Consider the following 23,222-nt stretch of genomic DNA (forward strand, 5'->3'; position numbering starts at 1 on the left):
ATGTGGGTTTTTGTCAATTTAGCTGAAATGAGTTCATCCTGCATTAATTTGCAACAGTTGAAAATCCCCAACGATTTCCTTCATCGTTAATCACTGTGAAGTTTATCTTATTATTCCTCATTTCAGGAGTGGTCATTTTAAAAATCACTCGCCGAGAATGCGGTGAAACCACTATTCCAGTTGTGGAATAGTCTCCAAAAGTTACCTTGGCCAGGGTTATGTTCCATGAACTGTCATTTACCGCGTAAATTACCCCGCCTTCGTAGCGAAAACTCAGAAGATTGATGGTTTCTTCAGTTAACACCCCTGTGTTTTTCGGTCTCCATAGGACTTTTAGCTGATTTCTAAGCGCTAAGCGTACTTTTTCTCCTGCCTGAGGGTCTTTCATCTCTGGGGGGATTTGATAAACGTTTAGCCAGAATAACGATTCTCGATCGTCGTCAAGCCCCTTACCTGTGGTCATGATCCGCAGTTCCCGCTGCTCACCCGGTCGAATTTTTAGCACTGGTGGCAGTACGACAAAAGGTGCTCTGGCTTGCGATGGCCCCTTATCAGGCGAACCGTCATCCACCCAGCTCTGTACGACTACCGGATAATCACCGTCGTTTACCAACATCACCGACCGCTGCGTTTCACCATGGTTGAAAATTACGCGGGTTGTGTTGATATTGACCGCTGCCTGTACGCTGAGCGCAAGCATCCAGATACTACTGAATACGCAGTAAAACTTGGACATGCGACTGGTAACTCCCCGCCGTTAACGTATCTGCACCAAAGCTCGCAAGGCGGGCTTCGAAGGTTTCGTTGTAGTGATTCACGCCATCCTGGCTACCATTTTGCTGCGTATTATTGCCAATTACCGGCATCCAGCCGCCTTCTGTACCACTGCCAGCGGTCGATACCGCCATAAAATTTACTGGATTACCTGCCCGGTAAACCTGAACGCCTACGCCACGGGCATGTCCGGCAGCACCATATTGCGTATCCAGCAGCCAGGTCACCGTTTTGCCGGTGATCAAATTAAATCCCCAGGCACTATTAACACTGCTTTCCGGCGCAAGTAGCCCCATCGCCACATTATTCTTTCCTGTCGCCACACCAGATACGACCGTTGACTCGCAGGCGAATCCTATCTGGAATGGTGCTGATGAATATTCCCCACGTCTGAGCTGGGCGACGGAAATTGGAGGCAGATGCACTACCGGCGTAAAGTCCGTCACCTGACACATCGCCGCCCGTTTGACGGTAATGCCGTTATTGTACAGGCTTATCACCGATGGCCAGTCATTGGCCCAGCCCGCCCAGTTTCCACCGCGATGTGGCTGCCCTACTTTTATCCCCCAGGACGTGGTTCCCGGCCCGCGAAACACCACGTAAGCATTGGGATTCACGTAACTGTTATAAGTCGCGGACTGGGCCTGATTGACGTAATAGCGTGTATCCAGTGTTTTGATAAGCTCTGCGCTTATTGTCGAGAAATTTTTGGCCTTAATCAGGAAGTTACCATTGGTGTCGAGATCCAGATTTTCCAGTGGACGCTGTTGCCAACTGTCGGTAAAGACGCTGCCCGTCGCGTCATGGGTCAGGCGCAATGCCACATTCTTCATGACGGTTAAACGCGCCCCCGATACATCCGTTGCTTCATACCAACCCGCGTAGGCGTCATCGCCATTGGTTGACCAGGCTTCATAGAGTTGCCCAACGGTATCCGGCGTGCAGCGGAAAAAAACTTGCTCTGGATCGTATCCACCGCCTTTGTGCGCATAGGTGGTGAACGGGATCCCGCCGCTGGATGTCAGGATCGTCCCCGCCGGTTGGAAGCTGCTATTGCTGGTCACATCCACCGATTTACTCAGACCCGGTAACAGACCATTCCAGGCGTCATTTCCGCCGCCGGATCGCCAGTCATTGGCGATGCCATCCGTACTGGCACTGAGTCGGTGCGTTCCCTGTGCGCCGCTGCTCCCCGATTTGTACGGATAAATAATGTATTCGCACGCGGCCTGCGCCCCGGAAGAAAGCAAAGCCAGTAGCAGAAGAAATCGCTTCATGATCATCCTTTCACCACGCAGACTACCGTTAATGCAATGAGCGGTTCTTTGCGCTGTTGTTCGTTAAGTATCCATGGCAGCGAGCAGTCACTGCCTTCTAACGTCAGTTGTCCCTGTTCACCCTCGACACGGGCATAAACCTGATTTCCCTGAGCGACCATACCGACAATGCGTCCCCGCTCATCGGTTACGGATGCCCCCACCGGCAGTGCCGCTTCGTTATCCACAGTAATGAGCAGCGGATAGCCCGAAATCGTCGCAAAGCGCAGTTTTACTGCGGCTCCCGCCATCGGTGCAATCCGACGCTGGTTCTCTTGTAGCTCTGCATTAGTGTTCATTTCACTTCCATCGAGGGTCACATTGTTATAGCGATAAGGTGTTAACGACGGTACCAGCGCATAACCGCCGCTGTTCACCGCTGCCCCTTGCCCACCGCCAACTCTCGCCCCCATTGCGCCTGGCGCTTCTATTAATGCAAAGGTGTCGCCTACCCACGGCCCGGCGACCACGCCATGACGATGTACGACCACCGCACCGCGTACACCGGCAGACCACTGCTGATAGTTTTGCGACTGGGAAACGCTGCCGTTTAGCGTACCGAAGGTGGTATTTTTTTGAAGCGACCCACTCCAGTCGCTCACACTGCTGGACTCGCTCTGTCCTTGCTGCCAGCCTGCAGAGACCGCGTAATTGAGACTTTCTTTGCTATCAAGTGCACCGGACAAGGCGACTTGCGCGCTGCGTCCGGCCTGCTGTGCCTGACTAGCGGAGAGCGCCAGCGTGTGCTCTCGTTCACCAAAGCTGAGTGGTATTGAGATCGTTAGCGTCGCCATGTTCTCTTTTTGGCCCTGTGAGTTGTTCCCGTTGCGCCACCAGGTATCCTGTCGACTAAAGGACACGCCCAGCGCCATACGGCCAAGGGTGGTATTGTACCCGGCCTGAAGCTGAGTGCTGTTTCCATGGCCGCCGTAGTAATCCATCATCGAGCCTGATAACCACAGGTTTCCGTAGCCGCCCAGCGTCTGGTTAACGGTAGCGGTAAACTGATTTTTCTGACGCAGCGTGTCCGAACGCCACTGCGCATCGCCTTCGCTGACGTTTCGCTCACCCAGCACATCACCGTAATCACGGTAGCCCTGCGTGGAATAGCGATAACCGGCTAGCGCGACGTGCGTTCCTGTCGGGCTGAACGTTTTGCTCCAGTTAGTTTGCAAACGCCAACCGCTTAGTGACTGGGAGGCGATCCGCGCCCGCGAACCAGTAAGATCTACGCCAAAAGCACCGAACGTTGTTGCCAGGACACCGCCCATCAGCAGCGCCTGGTAATCGTCACCGATACGCAAGGCACCGTTTGCCGTCAGCAAATTGGTTACCCCACGCTCCAGCGTGAAATCGGTAAACAGACTGTCGGCTGCACTGTAATCACGGGTTTTTCCCGCAACCAGGCCGTAGCGCCAGACGCCAGGACGCAGCGATAAAGGTACGCTGGCGTAAGGTACGGTGTAGCCACTTTGTTTGCCGTCTGCGCCGGTGATTTCAACCTGTAAATCCCCGTCCCAGGCTGTATTTGGTAGATCATCGAGTACAAAGGGTCCCTGCGGCACGCTGGTTTCATAAAGTGTACGACCATTTTGCTTGACCGCCACGCGCGAGGGTGTAGACGCCGTGCCGCGAATTTCGGGGGCATAGCCGCGTCGTGACTGTGGCCACATCCGCTGATCGGTTTCCAACTTGATACCCGTAAACGCCATGCTGCCGAGCAGGTTGCCTGGCGTGTAGCTTTCGCCTACGGTCAGTACGCTTTCTAGTTTCGCTATCGGATGCTGGAGCCAGGTTTGCAGCGCGTCCCAGCGTTGGGTTTCACGGTAGTCGTCACGCCGCCAGTTAGCGGAGGACTGCTGGCGAAACTGCCAACTGCCAATGTTGAAGCCGCTGTTAAGTCCCAGCCAGCCGTAATCACTTTGCAGTCCGTTATTTTTGTTGTGATAAACGTGAAGGTTGTAGTTGCTGAACAGTACACTCTCACCGCTCTGCCACTGTGAAGGTGGAACATAATCCAACGGTGTTCGCTTAAGCGCAGCCTGCGGCACGCTAAGATTCAGGCGTAGCAAACCCTGATCGAAATCCCACTGCCCGCCGCTGATGCGGGCTGCAGGTTCAAGGCACGCCTCGGATAGTCCTTCCGTCGCTGTAACGCCCTGCTCATCCCAAAATTTGACCGGAAGACAGGGGGCAATGCGCCCTTCCGAATTCTGGCGAAACAGCACATCATCCCGGCCAACGTACTGCCCATTCAGCCAGATATCGACACTGTAACGTCCGGCGGCAACGCTCCCTTGATCGTTGAACTGCGCCAGCCCTTTTTCGTAGCCACTACCGAGCAATAAGGTCTCATCAAAGGTGTATTCGCTTGCAAAAACGGGGGCAGCGCCGGACAAAAATAGCCACCACCAGCGCGGATTAATGGCCGACATTGCCCGGATTCTCTAGCATCACGCGTCCGGTTAAGGCTGCGCCCTGGTCATTAATCCAGCGCATCCGCGCTTCGCCCAGCAGCGAGATCGTCGTTGGCCATGATTCTGTCGTCCACGGCGCGATGGTTTCGCCCTGAATACGCTGCTTTTTACCTGCACCATTGACTTCAAGTGCGGAGAGCGCGAGGTAATAGCCACTGTTATTGCGCAAAAACAGCTTGCCATTCTGGATCCAGACCCTACTGGTACTTGCCATCTCCAGCGGTGAACCCACCAGTCCCTTTGGTCTGAGCAGCACTTTTACGCGGCTACGCACCAGCACTAACAGTTGATTGTCTGCTTGCGCGCCTTTATCTGCCGGCGGGATCTGAATAAAGTTAAACCACCACAGCGATTCTCTGTCCTGTGCAACCGGTTTGCCAACATAACGCAACCGCACAGTTTGCCCCGCTCGGGCCGCCAGCCGGAAGACTGGCGGCGTGGTGACAAAAGGAGCATTTGCGGTTTGCGGCACAGATTGCGCATTGCCATCATCCAGCCAGACCTGAACCACGCTGGGGAAATCATCGCGATTAGTTAATTGTACGCTGACTTCCCGGCTATCTACTGGATAGATAATCCGACTGCCGGTCATCACAATGCTTGCCTGCGTGCTCGCGCACATCAGTATTCCGGCCAAAACTATCGCTAATCCTTTCATCACACCGAACTCGCTTACAGGTAGGAAACGGCGTATTGCACGGTACCGACAACCGTACCAGCGGTCGTACCACCGTTCGGACTGAAATACTGCACAGCGAAGTCGTGTTCTCCAGAAGTACTGCCTGCCGCTACGGTGATGCCAGCAACCGGTGTTGTATTACGCAGATCAATAGCAGTGGTGCCGCTACTGTTTGTCATTAACTGCAACTCGACGTTTTGCGCCGTACCGGTATTGGCCAGGTTACCGCGTTCGGTCATATTATTGGCAATGAATATCGTCTTAATATCCAACGCATCAGCATCGACAGTGCAACCGGTCACACCGAGGGTGAATGTTGTCAGTCCTGTTGAGGAAGCTACAGTCGCGAGTTCACTTTTAGCGACAGAAGGCAGCAATACAACCGGTCGCGCATTTACACCGTTAACGGTAACTTCGCAAGTTTGCTCAGTCACTTCGCCTTTAAAAGTGATGGTATTCGCTGAGTCAGCATGCGCGACCTGAGCAAATAACAGCGCCAGACTACCAGCAACAAATATATAGCTGGCATGTGGAATATTGATTTTCATATTGTCTGTCCTTAATAAAAAATACACAGGCATCCTGATGATGTTACGCAACAACCCCTCCGCAGAAAGCGGAATATTTAACTTAAGGGGAAAACAGATGCCAGCAAGGTCTTATGGCATCATAGGGGTAACCCTACGATGATTGTTAGTTTAAGAATAATCGCAGAGATTAAAACCTTTTTTATCTCAAATGGGATAGGTAGCGATCTTAAATAAGATAAAAATGTTTTTATATGATCATAACTGTTTGTTTTTGCTTGCTTAATAAAAATAACATGTGTTTAAGAAAAATTTTTCTTAGGACCATGTGAGGCAGGTGAAATTCAGAGGTTTCACAGATTAATCATGTTAATGACCAACAGAGATCGTTGGGGGCACTTAAATATCACGGTAGATATAAGTTCGCAGGGGGAATTTTTTAGAGAAAGTGTTGTTGATAAGAAAAATAATAAGCATGGTTTATTTCTGAACGGTACTGGCGTGCTACATAAGTGAGAGATAATAATGTAGTAATATTCTGAGGTCTACCCTGCTCGTCTGTGAACCCTTAGCAGCGTAAAAATAAATTGACATCAATTGAAATGTAAAGAAATGAAAATTTACGCTTACTCATCAAAAAGTATGAGTGAAGTCGCTCCAGGAAAATCCATAGTTATGATAATCACAAAAATGTAATGTGAGATAAAACCCCGACCCGTTTAAACATGACGAAACCATCGTCTTGTAACACTATGCGCCTTGAATATATCTACAAATTCAATGGGGAAAAAGGCTGTCTGCCATTCTTTGACGCTGAATCCATTAGTAAAGTGGGCATTATTACGTTAAGCAAAAACTTCAGGAGAATAACTCTAATTACGTAGTTAATATTTTAAGTATTTCAATAAATGGACTTTTGCAATGCACTAACAACTAGCAATTAAATACGACTCATTCTCATGTGTATGTTGTAAACAGAAGAACCGAGTGATGATAGCTAATTTAAGGTAAAGATAGGGGTAATTATTATGGCCTCACAATATGACTTTACTGTCACACTGCACGATCTCGCTTTTATTCTCAAGCAGATCAAAATATCTGAAGCAGCGACTAATCCGGATGGCACCGTCAATGGCGATGCGCTTCGTGATTTAGTATCCAGCCCGCTGTTACCCTACGGACTCCGAACTGTTGACGGATCATGGAATAATCTCCTGCCGGGTCAGGAATTATATGGTTCTGCTGACCAGACAATGCCGAGGCTAACGGCATTGAACTGGCAGGATGCGGATGCGATGACCAGTTACACACAAATTGGTGGCACGGTTATCGATGCAGATCCCAGAGTTATCAGTAATTTAATCTCAGATCAAACGGCGTCTAACCCGGCTGCGCTCGAAGCATTCAACGAACTAAAAGATGCCCCTGGTGGCGGGACTACTACAGGAAATGGCAGTTTATCTATCCCTAACCAGTCTCCCGATATTGGTCTCTCCCCCGCTTTTAATGGCTGGATGACTTTTTTTGGACAGTTTTTTGACCATGGCCTGGACTTAATACCAAAAGGGGGAAACGGCATTGTCTTCATTCCGTTGCAACCCGATGACCCTTTATATGTGGAGGGATCACCAACTAACTTTATGGTATTAACACGAGCCGAAGTTGATGAAAATCATGATACTGTAAACCTGACTACCCCATTCATTGATCAAAACCAAACCTATACTTCCCATCCTTCGCATCAGATTTTTATCCGTGAATACGTATTAATCGACGGTAAACCAGAGCCTACTGGTAACCTATTAGGCGGGGCTAACGGTGGTCTGGCAACCTGGGCTGACGTCAAAAACCAGGCTGAACACTTGCTCGGTATTAAACTCACCGATCAGGACGTTTTTAATGTTCCTCTGCTGGCGACCGATCGTTACGGTAATTTGATTTTAAGTGAAAATGGTAAAGTGCAGATCGTCACTACCGCCGGGTTAGTCGAAGCGAACGGTAGCGTCTTATCCGCGAATACGCTGCGTACCGGACATGCTTTTCTTGATGATATTGCGCATACTGCCGCACCAAAATCGGGCCTGGTGGCCGACAATGATGATGTCATTGGTGGCACACAGGCTGCTGGAACCTATGATGATGAAATGCTCGACCGCCACTTTATCACCGGCGACGGCCGCGGTAATGAAAACATTGGCTTAACCGCTGTCCACGCCGTATTTCACAGCGAACACAATCGCCTGGTGGAGCAATATAAAACCACCCTGCTGGAAACCGGCGACGTTGACCTCATTAACCAATGGTTGATGCCGAACCACCAAATAACCGAGCTGCCAGCAGATACCAATACCCTGGTGTGGAACGGTGAGTATTTATTCCAGGCAGGACGTTTCTCCACGGAAATGCAGTACCAGCATCTCGTTTTCGAGGAGTTTGCGCGTACTGTACAACCTGCGGTCGATCCGTTTGTCTTCTCAAACACGGCAGATATTAACCCACTGATCTTTGCCGAATTTGCGCATGTCGTTTATCGTTTCGGGCACTCTATGCTGACAGAAACCGTGGCGCGTACCGACATTGACATGCAAAACGGTGATATCGGCCTGATAGCGGCGTTTCTTAATCCGGTGGCATTCAATGAAATTAACGGCGCCACCGTTTCTGATGAACAGGCTATCGGCGCGATTGTGCGCGGTATGACGCGACAGGTCGGCAACGAAATTGATGAATTTATTACTGATGCCCTGCGTAACAACCTCATCGGTTTGCCGCTTGATTTAGGCGCGCTTAACATTGCCCGTGGACGTGATACGGCAATGCCAACGCTGAATCAGGCCCGTGAGCAGTTCTTTGCCTTAAGCGGTGATAGCCAACTTCGGCCCTATACCAGTTGGTCTGATTTTACGACGTACCTGAAAAATCCCGCCTCGATCATTAACTTTATGGCCGCCTATGGTCAGCACGAGCTGATCCTCAATGCTACCAGCCTTGAAGGTAAACGCGCGGCGGTTAACTTCTTACTGTTTGGCGACGCCAACAATGCCCCACCTGCGGACGCGATGGATTTCTTCAACAGTACCGGTGCGTGGGCGACGAAAGAAACGGGCCTGAACATGATCGATTTCTGGATCGGCGGGCTGGCTGAACGCAAAAACGAATTTGGCGGCATGCTGGGTTCAACCTTCAACTTTGTTTTCGAAACACAAATGGAAATGTTGCAGGACGGCGACCGTTTCTATTATCTGAGCCGCGTTCAGGGCCTGAACATGCTCAACGAACTGGAGGCCAACTCGTTTTCCGCTCTGGTCATGCGTAATAGCGATCTGGGTGAAAATGGTTCTTCTCACCTGCCCGCCAACCTGTTCCAGACGCCAGACCATATTTTCGAAGTGAACCGCGTCCTACAAACGGAAATCGATCCTAAATGGGGGAATCCGCTGAAGGACCTGCTCTCACCGCTCCTGGTGCGCCGCGATCCGGGCGCTGATGTGAACGGTGATGGCTTTGCTGACGGTGGATATCTGAAATATACCGGTGATGGGCACGTCGTACTTGGTGGTACGGCAGGCAACGATACGTTAATCGGAGGGAAAGGCATCGACAGCCTGTGGGGCGACGGCGGCGATGATCGTCTGGACGGTGGCGATGAAGCGGATGTGGTTCACGGCGGTGACGGTGATGACATCATTACTGACACCGGTACGCCAGTTGGCGATGCTGACTTCCTTCACGGCGATGCCGGACACGATGTCATCTTCTCCGGTAACGGTAACGATCTGGTTTTTGGCGGCAGCGGAAGTGACTTTGTGGTCGTCGGCGAAGATGCCCAGGAAGTCTTCTCGGGGCAAGGTAATGACTTTGCACTGGGGGGATCGGGCGCTGATACCCTGATGGGGAACGAAGGTGACGACTGGCTGGAAGGTGGTGACGGATTTGACACCCTTGCCGGGGACAACTCTGAGCTGTTCTTCAACAGTACCATTATTGGTCACGACGTTCTGAATGGTCAGGGCAACGACACTGACTACGATGGTGAAGCCGGTGACGACATCATGGTTCAGGGCGCGGGAATTCAGCGCAATAACGGCATGGCCGGTTTCGACTGGGCTATCCATAAAGGCGACCCGAACGCAGCGAACTCTGACCTTGGGATCCCGATTTTCGTCAACCAGCAGGAATTTATTCTGCGCGACCGTTTCGACCTGGTTGAAGGACTGTCCGGATGGAAACACAACGATATCTTAACCGGTACGGAACAGCCGCTCGGTACGGCACCGGTTCAGGGCGTTCCCCTCTCCAATAATCTCACTCAGGAAGGTGCTGACAGAATTGACGGTCTGCAAGCCATTCTCGGCGTAGAACGCTCGGCTAATCCGAACGCGGTACTACTGAATCCTGATGATGGTAGCGATATTTTACTCGGCGGCGGCGGCAGCGACCGCATTATGGGTAAAGCCGGTAATGACATCATTGATGGTGATGCATGGCTGAACGTACGCATTGCCGTCACCGGCATGGCGGGACTGACCAGCGCCGAAAGTATGGCCGAGTTGAAATCGTACATGCTGGCGGGCACGCTGAAGCCGAATCAACTGTCCATCGTGCGTGAAATCTTGCATGAAGGTGATGGTACTGAAACTGATGTGGCAGTCTACCGCGATCTCAGCACTAACTATGCCTTTACCCGTATGGCTGACGGTAGCCTCAGGGTTGACCACGCAACGCCAAATGCCGCCTTGAATCTGGATGATGGTACCGATCGTCTGCTGAACATTGAAAAACTGGAGTTCGGTGATGGTCAGCAGTTGTGGGTAACGGCGCAAAAAGCGACGGGCAACGTCAATATCAGTAGCGCAGCGCCTTCGGTGGGCGACTTACTGCGCGTAAACGTGGCGAACTTGCTGGATGGCAACGGGCTCGCGGCAAATACGGTTATTACCATGACCTGGCAGGCGCTGGTTAACGGTCAATGGCGCGATCAGGCTACCGGCGTGGAGTTCAGGGTGCCGGGTACTATCCAGGGCGCTCCGCTGCGTGTCGTCGCCAGTTTTAACGATCAAATGGGCGATGCGGAAACCTTAGTCTCTGCGCAAACCCAGGCGATCTTGCCTCGTAATCAGGCGACCACCGGCGTGCCGGTGATTAATGACCTGACGCCAACCGAGAGCCTGACGCTGACTGCGGTAGTTTCGGGTATTGCCGATGCCGATGGTCTGAGCGGCGGTAATTTCAGCTACCAATGGAGAATGAGTTCCCCGACCGGGTTCGTTAACATTATCGGTGCGACCTCGGCCACCTATACACCCGGCCAGGCGGCTGTAGGACGGACGTTGCAGGTGGTGGTCACCGTCGTTGATGACGAAGGCAACCCCCCGGTTGTTCTAACATCAACAACCACCCAGCCGGTTGGTGACCTGATTGTTGGTAATAACGGAAACAACACCCTGACCGGTACCGCCTGGAGTGACATTCTGCGCGGTGAAAACGGTAATGACACCTTGTCGGGTGCTGCGGGAGATGACCTGCTGGTTGGTGGAGCCGGAAACGACAACCTGTTTGGTGACGCCGGACAAGACACGCTGCAGGGGGATGCTGGTGACGATACCCTCGACGGCGGTCTGGGGGCAGATAGCATGACTGGCGGTACCGGCAATGACACCTATATCGTGAATGACTTTGGCGATGTGGTGATCGAAGGTCTGAACGGCGGGACGGATGTGGTTCGCACCAGTCTCAGCAGCTACGACCTGAGCGATAACGTGGAAGAGTTGGTGTTCACTGGCAGCGGCGGTTTTATCGGTACCGGGAATGGTCTTGCCAACATCATCACAGGTGGCGCGGGCAACGACCAGTTGTTTGGCATGGGAGGCAACGACCAGCTGTTCGGCGGCGTCGGCAATGACTTCCTGGATGGCGGTGATGGCGTTGATAACTTGCAGGGTGGAAACGGCAATGACGTCATGATTGGCGGCGCAGGTGCCGATACCCTTTCCGGCGGCAACGGCGACGACATTCTCAATGGTCAGGAAGGCAATGACAATCTGGATGGCGGTACTGGGAATGACATCTTCGCCTTTGGCACCGCCTTTGGGCGAGACCGTATTACCGGCTTTGATAGTAACCCTAACGGCGGACAGGATTATCTGGATCTGGTCTTGCTAGGGATTAATGCGGGTAATTTTGCCAGCAGCGTATCCATCACTGGTAGCAACGGTAATACAGTCGTAACTATCGGTACTGACAACATTACGTTGGTCGGCGTCAATTCGAGCACCGTCACTATTGGTGATTTTTATCTGGAAATGCCAAACACCCTTGCCAGTAACAACGGCAATGGATCGTTGATCGTATAAGGAGAAGACTATGTCGCGCCAGCATACGCCAACAGAACTGAATAATGCATTAAAAGGAACGAAACCCACTTTTCTTATACTGTTGTTTTTTAGTTGTGTGATTAATATGCTTATGCTGGCGCCGGCAATTTATATGCTACAGGTTTACGACCGCGTTCTGGTGAGTAAAAACACCACGACGCTATTAATGTTAACCCTGCTCATTGTCGGCTTATACATTGTTATTGCCATGATTGAATCAGCTCGGGCTAAGGTCATGGTTCGTCTGGGAAATCGGCTGGATGTGAAGTTAAGCCAGCTGATTTTTAACTCGGCGTTTAAAAGAAAGATTGCCACCGGTGATAACAACCCAGCGCAGTCAATCGCAGAGCTTGATCAGATTCGTCAGTTTCTTTCTGGCAACAGTCTGTTTGCCCTGCTGGATATACCGTGGACGCCCATCTATTTATTCATCGCGTTTCTTGTCCATCCCCTGTTGGGATATCTCTCCCTGGGCGGAATATCCTTACTGTTTATTCTGACGCTGGTCTCTGAAATAGCGACTAAACGCCCTATTCAACAAGCCCATGCGTTGACCATCAACAATGCCACCAAACTGAATAAGCAGCTGCAAAATTCCGATACCATTGAAGCAATGGGGATGCTCTCTACCATCAAATTTCACTGGCAGGAACAGCATGACAAAGTGCTGGTACTGCAAACGCAGATCGCCGATAAAACGGCAGGATTAAGCAGCCTGAGCCGTTTTGTTCGGGTTCTCCTGCAATCCATTGCGCTGGGTGCCGGTGCCTTACTGGTGATCGGGGGGCAAATTACCCCCGGCCTGATGATTGCCGCCTCGATTATTCTGGGGCGAGTCCTGAACCCAGTTGAGCAAGTGATCGGCAGCTGGAAGCAGTTTGTGCAGTTTCGCAGCGCGTGGCACCAGCTCTCAACGCTGCTGAAGGAGTACCCGGCACCGAAAGATGTCCTGCCCTTGCCGAAGCCAAAAGGGAATATCAGCGTCGAAGGCGTCTTCGCGGCGGCACCCGGTCAGCATACGCCGCTGTTGCGTAATATCTCATTTCAGCTTGAACAAGGCGAAGTGCTGGGGATTATCGGCCCGTCTGCATCAGGAAAAACGTCGCTGGCCAAAGTGCTGGTCGGCGTATGGAAACCGCTATCGGGAAAAGTCAGGTTAGACGGCGCGGATATTTGTCAGTGGGATAAAGAATTGCTCGGCCCATCTATCGGCTATCTTCCCCAGGATGTCGAATTGTTTGACGGAACAATCGCGCAAAACATCGCCCGCTTTACGAAGAATGACAGCGAACTCATTGTGGCTGCCGCACTGCTGGCTGGCGTCCATGAGATGATCCTGCGCTTACCCCAGGGATACGACACGCTACTGGGATCTGGCGGCCACCAGCTCTCCGGTGGTCAGCGACAACGTATTGGGCTGGCGCGCGCTGTCTATAACAACCCTGCATTTCTGGTCCTTGATGAACCGAATGCTAACCTTGATGACGCCGGTGAATTCGCCCTCATCAAAGCCATTAATACCCTCAGAACACAGGGGCAAACCACCGTTATCATCTCCCACCGGCCCACGCTGCTCGGTGTGGTCAATAAAGTCTTGCTGCTCAATGACGGCGCAATCCAGGAGTTTGGCACCCGCGACCAGGTGTTTACCACTTTACGCCAGGCCAACGTATTAAAACCGGTGGCGACAGCGTCTTCATCCAACAATGAACAAAAACGCGAGGCATGAAGATGAAAAAGAACCATGAAGGGTCTGGGAATTCGGGTTCCGCTGGTGTGGATACCAATATTTGGGCGCCAATCATTCGGGGGATCGTTGTCATTATTTTCGGCGTCGGCGGCTTTCTGCTCTGGGCGGTGCAAGCGCCGTTGGATGCTGGGGTTGTTGCGGATGGCACGGTGACCGTGTCAAGTAACCGGAAAACCATTCAACATCTGAGCGGTGGACGCGTCACGGATATTTTTATCAAAGAAGGAGACCTGGTCAAAAAAAATCAGGTGCTCGTCCGTCTGGATAAAATGCAGCTCGATATGCGTTTTAGTGCGTTAAACGCCCAATATATTTCAGCAAAAAGTATCGAAGACCGGCTGATGGCAGAACGAGACGGTCTGGAAGAAATTGCCTTCAATAGCACGCTGACTCAGCAATTTTCCGGGAATAAACGTCTGACAGAGGTCAGAAACTTGCAGGCCAAACTCTTCGATACCCGGCGTAAAACGATTCAGGATGAATTGTCGATGATTCAGGAAACGCTCGATGGCCTGATCGGGCAAACGGATAATTTAAACAAAATAAAAGGCTATCGCGATCATCAGTTCACTCTGATTAACCGGGAACTCGGCGCGATTCGTGCGCTGAGTGAAAAAAACTACTATCCGAAAGCGCAATTACTGGTGCTTGAGCGCGAGGCAGCTGAAATATCCAGCAGTGTCTCAGAAGATATTTTGAATATTGCCAAACTCAAATCTCAGCAAAATGAACTGAAAATCAAAGCGTATCAGGCCCGTCATCAGTACCTGCGTGAGGTGGAGTCTGAACTGACCGAAAACCAAAAAGAAGTCGCCATGCTGGAAGATGAACTAGTGTCCACCCGCCATGAACTGGATAATACGGAAATTCGCTCGCCCATTAACGGCGTGGTGCTGGACGTTAAGGTCAGCACCATCGGCGGCGTTATTCAGCCAGGCGAACATCTTATGGATATTGTCGCCGCCGGACAACCGATGCAAATCGATGCCAAAATACCGGTGCATGCCATCGATAAACTCGCCCCGGGGTTAACGGTGGATGTGCTGTTTCCCGCCCTTAACCACGCGCTGTTGCCGTCGGTGCCTGCGCATGTATTAACCGTTTCCGCAGACCGTTTAATTGATGAGGCCACGCAGCAGCCCTATTATCTCGCCGAAGTGCAGGTCTCTTCTGAAGGTGCGCGCTTGCTGGGCGATTACAAAATTAAAGCTGGGATGCCCGCCAGCGTAACGATTAAAACCGGTGAGCGGACATTTTTAAGCTACCTGTTCAAACCATTGCTCGCCCGTCTGGAACTGGCGTTTAAAGAGTACTGATCATCAATTCTATACCGCCACAGGAACCCTGGTGCTCATGTGCGAGCATCAGGCCTGTTTATGCCATTGCTGGTCGCCCTGCTTTCTTGTAACCTTCCCCCTCGCAAGCCTACTGCGTGCGCGAATGATTAATATAGAATCACTGAACTGGACTTCATATGAATGCTCATACTTCGAAAGACCCTTTACATGGCGTAACGCTTGAAATGCAGGTCAATGCGTTGGTTGCTCGCTTTGGTTGGGCTGAGCTGAGCCAGCTCATTAACATCAACTGTTTTAAAAACGAACCCAGCGTTAAATCCAGTTTAAAATTTCTGCGCCGCACGCCGTGGGCGCGTGCTGAAGTTGAAGCGCTGTATCTTGATTCCCTGAATGATGACGCCCAGGAAAACACAGAATCTCCTGCCTTTGACCCCTGGGCTAATAGTCGTATTAACAAGAAATAAGAGCCTTATCAGATGTCAGCATTCGGTTTTATTTCAGGTCATTACCAGAAAAGGCTGGCGAATCTTCTCGCCCGTTCTCGCAACATACTCCCGATAACCAACGTGAAATGGTTTGCCGTGCTCGTCGGTAGCATGCTCTTACTCGGCAGTTGCTCTTCCGAACCGCCGGTGTCAAAAACGCCCCCGCAACCTCCGCTGACTAAACCGCAACGCAGCCTGGAACCCGTGCGTGGTGTTTGGTTGGCGACGGTTTCCCGTCTGGACTGGCCGCCGATGGCCTCCGTTAACGTTAGTTCGTCTGCTACCCGCATTAGTCAACAGCAAAAAGCGCTAACGGATAAGCTGGATAATCTAAAACGCCTCGGGATCAACACCGTGTTTTTCCAGGTCAAACCGGACGCCACCGCGCTGTGGAAATCCAAAATTTTACCCTGGTCAGATACCCTGACGGGCAAGATTGGTGAAGATCCGGGTTACGATCCGCTGCAGTTTATGCTCGACGAAGCGCACAAGCGCGGTATGAGAGTTCATGCCTGGTTTAACCCCTATCGCGTGTCCGTCAACACGAAACCGGGTACCGTGACAGAGTTAAACAACACTCTGTCGCAACATCCATCGAGTGTCTTTGTCCTGCACCGCGACTGGATCCGCACGGCTGGAGAACGTTTTGTCCTCGACCCTGGCATTCCTGAAGTCAGGGACTGGGTAGCCAGTATTGTGGCTGAAGTGGTAGAGAATTATCCCGTCGACGGCGTACAGTTTGATGACTACTTCTACACCGAGTCACCCGGCTCGACGCTTAACGACGCCCAGACCTTCAGAGAGTATGGTCAGGGATTCGCCTCGAAAGCGGACTGGCGGCGGCATAACACGGAAAAGTTGATCGAACAGGTTTCGCAAACCATCAAGAAACTGAATCCTGAAGTGGAGTTCGGCGTCAGTCCGGCAGGCGTATGGCGTAACCGTTCGCACGACCCGGCCGGTTCCGACACGCGTGGTGCGGCGGCGTATGATGAATCCTATGCCGACACTCGTCGCTGGGTACAACTGGGTCTGCTGGACTACATTGCCCCGCAGCTTTACTGGCCTTTTGCCCGCGATGCCGCACGTTATGATGTGCTGGCGAAATGGTGGGCAGACGTGGTCAAGTCAACCAACACGCGCCTGTATATTGGCGTTGCACTGTATAAGGTCGGTGAGCCGTCGAGAAAAGAACCCGACTGGACGGTTAACGGCGGTGTCCCTGAACTGAAAAAACAGCTCGATATGAACGAGTCTGAACCACACATCAACGGTACGATTCTGTTCAGAGAAGATTACCTCAATCAACCGCAAACCCAGGACGCGGTGACCTATATCCGTAACCGCTGGGGGCAGTAATATTGCCACTATCCGCCGCTATGGCATTAAGCGGCGGATATTTTCATTCATTCGTTTCTGTAGATCGTTCAGCGTGGCAGGCGTAATTTGCCCGGGATACCGGTCTTTGGCGATCTGGCTAAAATTCGCAGCAACCGTACACACTTTCTCTATTATCTCAGCGACGTTAGCCGCAGATAATTCAGCTTCTTGTTCACCCAACCCTGCGAGATGTTTTCTTTCAATATCCAGCGCTTCCCCCAACACATCCATTTGATGATATCCGCCAGGCCCGTCGCAGTAGGTGACATCGAAAGCGGGTGCCAGTGTCCAGTGACCTTCTGCCGACATTAAATAGGCGAAGTTTTTCGGATGGTCATCCCGGTTATTGAAGGCCACATTAAAAACGACACGTTCAAATGCCTTCGCTTTCTCTCTGACATCATTGGTGCAAATTTGCGTGGCGCGCAAAAAATCCCGGTAATCAAGCGCGCCAGGCACCTGATAATTGGCACCGGTGAGCGCCGCCAGACTTTGCATCGGAATGCGCATCTCCTGGTTGCGGTCGAACCGGCGGGAAGCAAATGCCGCCTGTCCACCTGGCAGACTAAAATAGGCCGTATCAGGCGTGCTGATTGCGCACTGGCGTAAGCACTCGGCATAAGCGGCCTCTATTGCACACACTTCTGCGTGTTCATATTTTGCCGGAAATTTAATTAGCCAACTCTCGGCGCCTGGAAACGGGACTGTTGTGAATTTAAGCGTGACAGTGTCACGATATAATAACGCTTTTGGTCTTGCTCCTTGTGGTGATCCCCCCATCTGGAGCAGTCTTTGCAGAAACTCTCCGCCCTCTCCACTCAGCACTTCCTGAACTTCAGAGGCGAGCTGGTCGAGGGGGACGTCTTCTTTTGATAACTGCTGGGCGTCTGCCTGTACAGGATGAAACGTCATCGATCCCATGGCGTTACCACCCACCCAAGTGAGTCGCTCCAGAGGGCCAATGCGGGCGGCGTTTAATCCACGGCGCTTAAACAGCCGATCCATCAGCAACATCCCCCAGCCATCGGGCAGTGAGTCGTAGACCGGACCGGGTAATCCCAACTGATGCGCAGGAAAATCTCGTCGCAAACGTGGTCCATTCAGCGGCAGCATTAACCGGGACAACTCCAGCCCTCTGCGTATGGCTTCTTCGCTGTATTCAAATGCGATCAACGGTCGCCCGGTTAACGCCGTAGAGGAAATCAATTTCCCCCATAGCCATTTTTCACCCCAGCCTTCATAAAAGACATCAACTTGTTCAGGCATCCGCGTTTTTCCTTTTCACCCGCTGACGCGCAGCGCTTTTCTCATAACGTAAGATATCATCCAGACTGTCAATTTTAGGTTTGAACAGCTCTGCAAGTGCGTCGCCATAGCCTAACACCATGGCCACTTTTACCAGATTCTCAAATCCTACGTTCTTACCGGCTTCCAGATTCGAGACCGTGTTGACCCCAATTCCCGAACGGGCGGCCACATCGGCTTGCGTCATCTGCTTTGCCAACCGCTCTTTGCGTAACCGATCGCAAAGCAGTTTGACAATATCGGCGGGGGTTTGAAGGGATAAATCCATAATATTGGGCCTTATCTGTGAAAAATGACCTTTACACCCAATATTATAGAGTTAAACGAAGGAGGATACAAAATTACGTAAGACACAAAAAAAGAGAGTTAACGCCGTTAAACCAATATAAGAGGCGTTATATTGGATTTATAGTGAAGGAAAATAAGGGGCATTAGTCTATACAGATACACACCAGATGACCGCGCTGAAGTTGGATTGCCCCCTGCCGTTTTAGTCTGGCAAGTGAATCCATAATGGTACTGCGCGAAAGTCCGGTTCGCTCTCTGATGTATTGTGCTGCAGAGATTCTTTTTCTAATCTCTTCAGGCTCTTGTTGCAGCAGTTCGAGGTGTCCCCAGACCATATCCGTTGCGCTCCGACTGGTGATGAGGCGATCGCGTTGGCTCATCACCTGGATGATATAGGCTTCGACTATCGCGACCGATTCCCATAACTGATCGCGATTAACGACCGTCATAAAATCTGTTTTCTTGACCACATGTGTCGTACAAGGACTGATGGCCTCAATATCATAAAAATTATGCCCGGTGGGGAGAAAAAATTCGGCCATCCCCAACATTATCGGTGCCTGCTGGCTTGCCAGAACAAGCCCGTCAATGCGCCGCCTGATCACAATCCTTCCTTCGGTCAGCAGCCAGATCCCGTTCTCTCCCTGAGAGTCCATGATAAAAGACCCACTGCGATATAAGGATTGAGGTTCGGAAAGGGGTAATAATGCTTTGAAAAGCCTGGCGATATTTATCGACAGAAGTTCTGCGCAGCTACCCGATTGTTCAGGAGGATTTGTCATAGCACACTCAAAATATTGATTTTGTCTTTCCTCAATCATTATCCGTATTAGGAAAAAAATCAAATGAGGAAAATCCATTTTTGGATTGACTTATATTTGAAGTGTTTTAGAAAGTCCTGTTTTATATTTTTAACATATTAAAATTATTTGCCATTAAAAATATGGTGATAATGCACGCTAACAACAGGAGTTTTTATGTTACTTAACTATATAGCATTAGCGATGCTCGTTTTCGTGTTCTTAATTATCTTTTATGGCGTACTGATATTGCATGATATCCCCTATGAAATTGCCAGGAAACGCAATCATCCCCACCTGGATGCTATTCATGTGGCCGGTTGGGTAAGCCTGTTTACGCTGCATGCAATCTGGCCATTTCTGTGGATATGGGCAACGTTATACAGCGACAAAAATGGCTGGCATGGACATTCTCCGCGCAATGACACGGAGGTGCTCACTGCACGCATCGCATCATTAGAGAAAACACTTGAACAAATGGCACCCTGCGACGTGCAGGAATCGAAGGTAAACTGAACGTGGAAACATTATTAATATTAACCTACGCTGCTATTGTTTATGTCATTTTCAAAATATTTAAAGTGCCATTGAATAAATGGACGGTACCGTCGGCGGTACTCGGTGGAATAGTCATGCTGGGGGCGTTAATTCTCACAATGAATTACAATCACCCTTATACAGAGGAGGCACAAAAATTGGTTGTCGGCATTCCGGTGGTCCCGCAGGTCACTGGCGTGGTGTCCGAAGTTACAGATAAAATTAATACCCCAATCAAAAAAGGTGAGATCCTTTTTAAAATCGACCCTACCCGCTATAAAGCCAAGCTGGATAAACTTGAAGCGGATATCGTCACGGAAAAACATGACGTTATGGCGCTGGAAGAAAAACGCAACAGCGCACGTCTTCAGTTTGAGCAGGCGAAAGCTGAGCGTGATAAGTATTACAACAATTATCAGCGTTATCAGCAAGGAAGCCGGGCGAAGGTCAACCCGTTTACCGCCAATGATATTGATACGGCTCGTCAGGATTATCTGGCACAAAATGCCGCGATGGATGCCGCCAATGCTGAATTGAACAGTATTCAAAAAGAACTCGACAGCAGTATCAATGGTCAAAATTCGCAGATCGCCAGTTTACAGGCACAGATTGATGAGGCGCGATTTAATTATGAACAAACCATTGTTCGTGCCCCAAGCGACGGTTATATCAGCCAACTTTTGGTTCGTCCGGGAACGTATGCCTCGAGGTTGCCTTTTAAACCCGTGATGGTATTTATTCCCGCCCACAAGAATCAAATCGTGGCGGCTTTCCGCCAGAACTCTATTTTACGTCTGAACGTGGGCGACGATGCGGAGATTGTCTTCAATGGTTTGCCCGGACAGGTGATCGAAGGAAAAGTAGTAAACGTGGCACCGGTGATCCCAACTGGGGCTTATTACGCGCAGGGAACGTTACAGTCGTTGAATGTGGCGTCAGGGAGCAACAAAGTGCTCGTCAGTATAGATGTCGATGATAATCAGGCTGAACGGCAATTGCCTGATGGTGTGACTGCACAGGTTGCCGTCTATTCCGCGCACCATTTTGAAGCCTTGTCATTGTTACGAAAGATACTTTTACGCATGACCAGTTGGATGCACTACCTCTATCTGGATCACTAATTGTGTATCCGGGCGCAGAGATTGCGCCCGAATACGTTTTTTACGGCAATCAGGCAACTGCAGGCTCAGGCAATCTGAAAGTAGAAACCAGCAATGCTAACTGTTCGGCCTCTTCTTTAAGTACCTGGGTGCGAGCGGCAGCGTCATCGATTAACGATGCATTCTGCTGCACGGTGCTGTCCATTTCGGTTACCGCCAGTGTGACTTCAGAAACGCCTTTGCGCTGTTCTTCCCCTGCTACGCGAATTTCGCCCATCAACTGCCGAACCTGGCGCACATTGTTGACCAGTTCTTCCAGGCGTTCGCCGGCATTGTGAATTTGCTGACTGCTACTGCCAACATGAGACACCGACTCATCGATCAATGCTTTGATTTCCTGGGCGGCTGTCGCGCTACGCTGCGCCAGCGTGCGAACTTCTGATGCGACAACGGCAAATCCTCTGCCTGCATCGCCCGCGCGGGCTGCTTCAACGGCGGCATTCAGGGCCAGAATATTGGTCTGGAAGGCAATGCTGTCAATCACCGCGACGATTTCCACCATTCTGCCGGATGAGCCGCTAACGTTATCCATGGTGGAGATAACGCCTTGCATCACATCGCCGCAACGGTTGGCCGTTTTCGCGGTATTGTCAGATAGCTCATCCGCCAGCTGCGTGTTGCTCGCATTTTGATGAACGGTTGCATTTAACTGTTCCATCGCTGCCGAACTTTCTTCCAGTGCAGCAGCTTGCTGCGTAACCCGTGATGAGAGTTCCATATTGCTGTCTGCCAGGCTGACTGCGTTATTAGCGACCACCACGCTACTGCTTCTGACGGTGATCAGAATGGCTGCAATTTTATCAACAAACAGATTAAACGCCTCAGCGATAGCTGATATCTCATCTTTGCCGCGCACATCGAGACGACGGGTAAGATCGCCCTCGCCCTGGGCAATATCATCGAGTGCACGACGCGTATCGTCCAGACGTGAGATCAGTCGGCGAACCACCAGCCAGGAACCCACCAGCAGAACCGTCATAATCGGGATCAACACTTCCAGCACGTCCTGCATCATTACTTTGGCGAGACCAACAATGCGTGATTCCGGCGTGACCAGTCCCACAACCCATCCGGTGTCCGCCATCGGGAACAGCATCACCCGCGACGGTGCATTCAGCACGTTGTCATTTTCCAGCGTAATGCTCTTCACACCGTCTGCGACGCGAAGCGACTTCAGGCCATTCTCGACCGGAGCCAGCCATTGTGCGCTGCGGGACAGATCGCTAAATGTTTTATGATTATCGTTATCGGCCTGTGGGAAATACAGGATCTGCCCCTGCTTATCAACCACAAACGCATAGCCGCCGGTGCTATTGCCCTGCTGCTGCATAAAGGTGGCGACGTTATCCAGACGAATATCAGTGGTCGCCACCCCGGCGAATTTGCCCGAGAGCTGGTACGGGATACTGCAGGTCACCATATTAACGCCGGAACTGGCATCCTGATAAACATCAGACCACAGGCAGCTATTCTGCGACTGCCCTTTGGCATGCTGATACCAACTTTCGTTATGATAACCACTTGATCCATCAGCATTATAATCATTGGAAAACACCAGTTTTCCTTCGGCATTACGCGCCCAGAAAAAGCTCCGTTTCTCCACGCCGGCGCTAAACGCCCCCGGCTCAGGCCAGATCCCGCCGCCGGTAATAATCGAGTGGTTATCTTCACCAATCAGATGCGGCACTACGCTTTGATACAGGGATTCATCGTTAGGCAGCACCTCGGCCAGTCGTGACAAACTGACAGTTTCGCCTTCAATGCGCGATAACACGGTACTCAGTTGGCGGGTTAAACCTTGCCCTGTCTCTTCTATCAGGGCGGTATTGATCTCAACGACGCGCGGCTGACCGCGCCAAAGCATAATGGCAACAATTACCAGGGTGGTAACTGCAAGCAACAGAATGCCGCCAATGGTTAAACGTGTAGAAATACGAGTAGGATACCAGGCCATACAAACTCCTTCTGCAAAAGGCTAACTTTTATGCAGTATCGGCACCGGAGTTTATATCTTTATAAGGTTTTCTTAAGTATTACAAAACAAATAAGTGACATTGTCACATATAGCAAAA

General features: G+C 51.0%; 16 protein-coding genes. 7 read left to right on the top strand and 9 right to left on the bottom strand.

Annotated elements, in window-relative coordinates; translation table 11 throughout:
- Nucleotides 1–43: 43 nt before the first annotated feature.
- Genes E4Z61_RS04955 through E4Z61_RS04975 form a run of 5 tightly spaced genes read right to left on the bottom strand, consistent with a single transcriptional unit; the run spans nucleotide 44 to nucleotide 5,794 of the window.
- Nucleotides 44–736 carry a fimbrial biogenesis chaperone gene (locus tag E4Z61_RS04955; protein WP_240703850.1) on the bottom strand — a complete coding sequence of 231 codons (693 nt, stop codon included), beginning with the start codon at nucleotides 734–736 and terminating at the stop codon, nucleotides 44–46.
- Nucleotides 708–2,051, bottom strand: a complete 1,344-nt coding sequence (locus E4Z61_RS04960; RefSeq protein ID WP_135321802.1) for a fimbrial protein — start codon at nucleotides 2,049–2,051, stop codon at nucleotides 708–710. Before E4Z61_RS04960 ends, E4Z61_RS04955 begins: the two co-directional genes overlap by 29 nt.
- A gap of 2 nt (nucleotides 2,052–2,053) precedes the next feature.
- Nucleotides 2,054–4,525 (bottom strand): fimbria/pilus outer membrane usher protein, encoded by a 2,472-nt coding sequence (locus E4Z61_RS04965; protein WP_135321803.1) that lies wholly within the window; start codon nucleotides 4,523–4,525, stop codon nucleotides 2,054–2,056.
- A complete protein-coding gene (locus tag E4Z61_RS04970) occupies nucleotides 4,512–5,189 on the bottom strand; it encodes a fimbrial biogenesis chaperone (RefSeq protein ID WP_240703851.1) in 678 nt (225 codons plus the stop codon). Before E4Z61_RS04970 ends, E4Z61_RS04965 begins: the two co-directional genes overlap by 14 nt.
- Nucleotides 5,190–5,239: 50 nt before the next feature.
- The gene (locus E4Z61_RS04975) at nucleotides 5,240–5,794 is read right to left on the bottom strand and encodes a fimbrial protein (protein WP_135321804.1); all 555 of its coding nucleotides are present in this window, start codon (nucleotides 5,792–5,794) and stop codon (nucleotides 5,240–5,242) included.
- Between the two features lie 1,007 nt (nucleotides 5,795–6,801).
- Between E4Z61_RS04975 and E4Z61_RS04980 the strand changes: the two genes are divergently transcribed.
- The 5 genes from E4Z61_RS04980 to E4Z61_RS05000 all read left to right on the top strand — a co-directional run bounded on the left by E4Z61_RS04980 (nucleotide 6,802) and on the right by E4Z61_RS05000 (nucleotide 17,039).
- Complete coding sequence (locus E4Z61_RS04980; RefSeq protein ID WP_135321805.1) at nucleotides 6,802–12,126, top strand: peroxidase family protein; 5,325 nt, start codon at nucleotides 6,802–6,804, stop codon at nucleotides 12,124–12,126.
- 10 nt (nucleotides 12,127–12,136) lie between these two features.
- Nucleotides 12,137–13,876 (top strand): type I secretion system permease/ATPase, encoded by a 1,740-nt coding sequence (locus E4Z61_RS04985; protein WP_135321806.1) that lies wholly within the window; start codon nucleotides 12,137–12,139, stop codon nucleotides 13,874–13,876.
- 2 nt (nucleotides 13,877–13,878) lie between these two features.
- Complete coding sequence (locus E4Z61_RS04990; protein WP_135321807.1) at nucleotides 13,879–15,213, top strand: HlyD family type I secretion periplasmic adaptor subunit; 1,335 nt, start codon at nucleotides 13,879–13,881, stop codon at nucleotides 15,211–15,213.
- 158 nt (nucleotides 15,214–15,371) lie between these two features.
- Nucleotides 15,372–15,659 carry a VF530 family protein gene (locus E4Z61_RS04995; protein WP_135321808.1) on the top strand — a complete coding sequence of 96 codons (288 nt, stop codon included), beginning with the start codon at nucleotides 15,372–15,374 and terminating at the stop codon, nucleotides 15,657–15,659.
- Between the two features lie 12 nt (nucleotides 15,660–15,671).
- Nucleotides 15,672–17,039 carry a glycoside hydrolase family 10-like protein gene (locus tag E4Z61_RS05000; protein WP_135321809.1) on the top strand — a complete coding sequence of 456 codons (1,368 nt, stop codon included), beginning with the start codon at nucleotides 15,672–15,674 and terminating at the stop codon, nucleotides 17,037–17,039.
- Nucleotides 17,040–17,057: 18 nt separating this feature from the next.
- Here E4Z61_RS05000 and E4Z61_RS05005 read toward each other — a convergent pair whose 3' ends face one another.
- From E4Z61_RS05005 to E4Z61_RS05015, 3 genes are all read right to left on the bottom strand, one after another.
- Nucleotides 17,058–18,326 carry a type II toxin-antitoxin system HipA family toxin gene (locus E4Z61_RS05005; RefSeq protein WP_135321810.1) on the bottom strand — a complete coding sequence of 423 codons (1,269 nt, stop codon included), beginning with the start codon at nucleotides 18,324–18,326 and terminating at the stop codon, nucleotides 17,058–17,060.
- The gene (locus tag E4Z61_RS05010) at nucleotides 18,319–18,633 is read right to left on the bottom strand and encodes a helix-turn-helix domain-containing protein (protein ID WP_135321811.1); all 315 of its coding nucleotides are present in this window, start codon (nucleotides 18,631–18,633) and stop codon (nucleotides 18,319–18,321) included. The genes E4Z61_RS05005 and E4Z61_RS05010 overlap by 8 nt, the downstream gene beginning before the upstream one ends.
- A 163-nt stretch (nucleotides 18,634–18,796) precedes the next feature.
- Nucleotides 18,797–19,513: a helix-turn-helix domain-containing protein gene (locus E4Z61_RS05015; protein ID WP_135321812.1), complete on the bottom strand. Its 717-nt coding sequence runs from the start codon at nucleotides 19,511–19,513 to the stop codon at nucleotides 18,797–18,799.
- Between the two features lie 117 nt (nucleotides 19,514–19,630).
- On the opposite strand from E4Z61_RS05015, the gene E4Z61_RS05020 reads away from it, so the two are divergent.
- Together E4Z61_RS05020 and E4Z61_RS05025 are read left to right on the top strand one after the other, a co-directional pair.
- Entirely contained in the window at nucleotides 19,631–19,969 is a 339-nt protein-coding gene (locus E4Z61_RS05020; RefSeq protein WP_135321813.1) for a DUF3302 domain-containing protein, read from the top strand.
- A 2-nt stretch (nucleotides 19,970–19,971) separates the two neighbouring features.
- The gene (locus tag E4Z61_RS05025) at nucleotides 19,972–21,111 is read left to right on the top strand and encodes an HlyD family secretion protein (RefSeq protein ID WP_135321814.1); all 1,140 of its coding nucleotides are present in this window, start codon (nucleotides 19,972–19,974) and stop codon (nucleotides 21,109–21,111) included.
- A gap of 49 nt (nucleotides 21,112–21,160) precedes the next feature.
- Here E4Z61_RS05025 and E4Z61_RS05030 read toward each other — a convergent pair whose 3' ends face one another.
- Complete coding sequence (locus E4Z61_RS05030) at nucleotides 21,161–23,104, bottom strand: methyl-accepting chemotaxis protein (protein ID WP_135321815.1); 1,944 nt, start codon at nucleotides 23,102–23,104, stop codon at nucleotides 21,161–21,163.
- Nucleotides 23,105–23,222: the final 118 nt, after the last annotated feature.

It is taken from the genome of Citrobacter tructae (assembly GCF_004684345.1).
Taxonomy (GTDB): domain Bacteria; phylum Pseudomonadota; class Gammaproteobacteria; order Enterobacterales; family Enterobacteriaceae; genus Citrobacter; species Citrobacter tructae.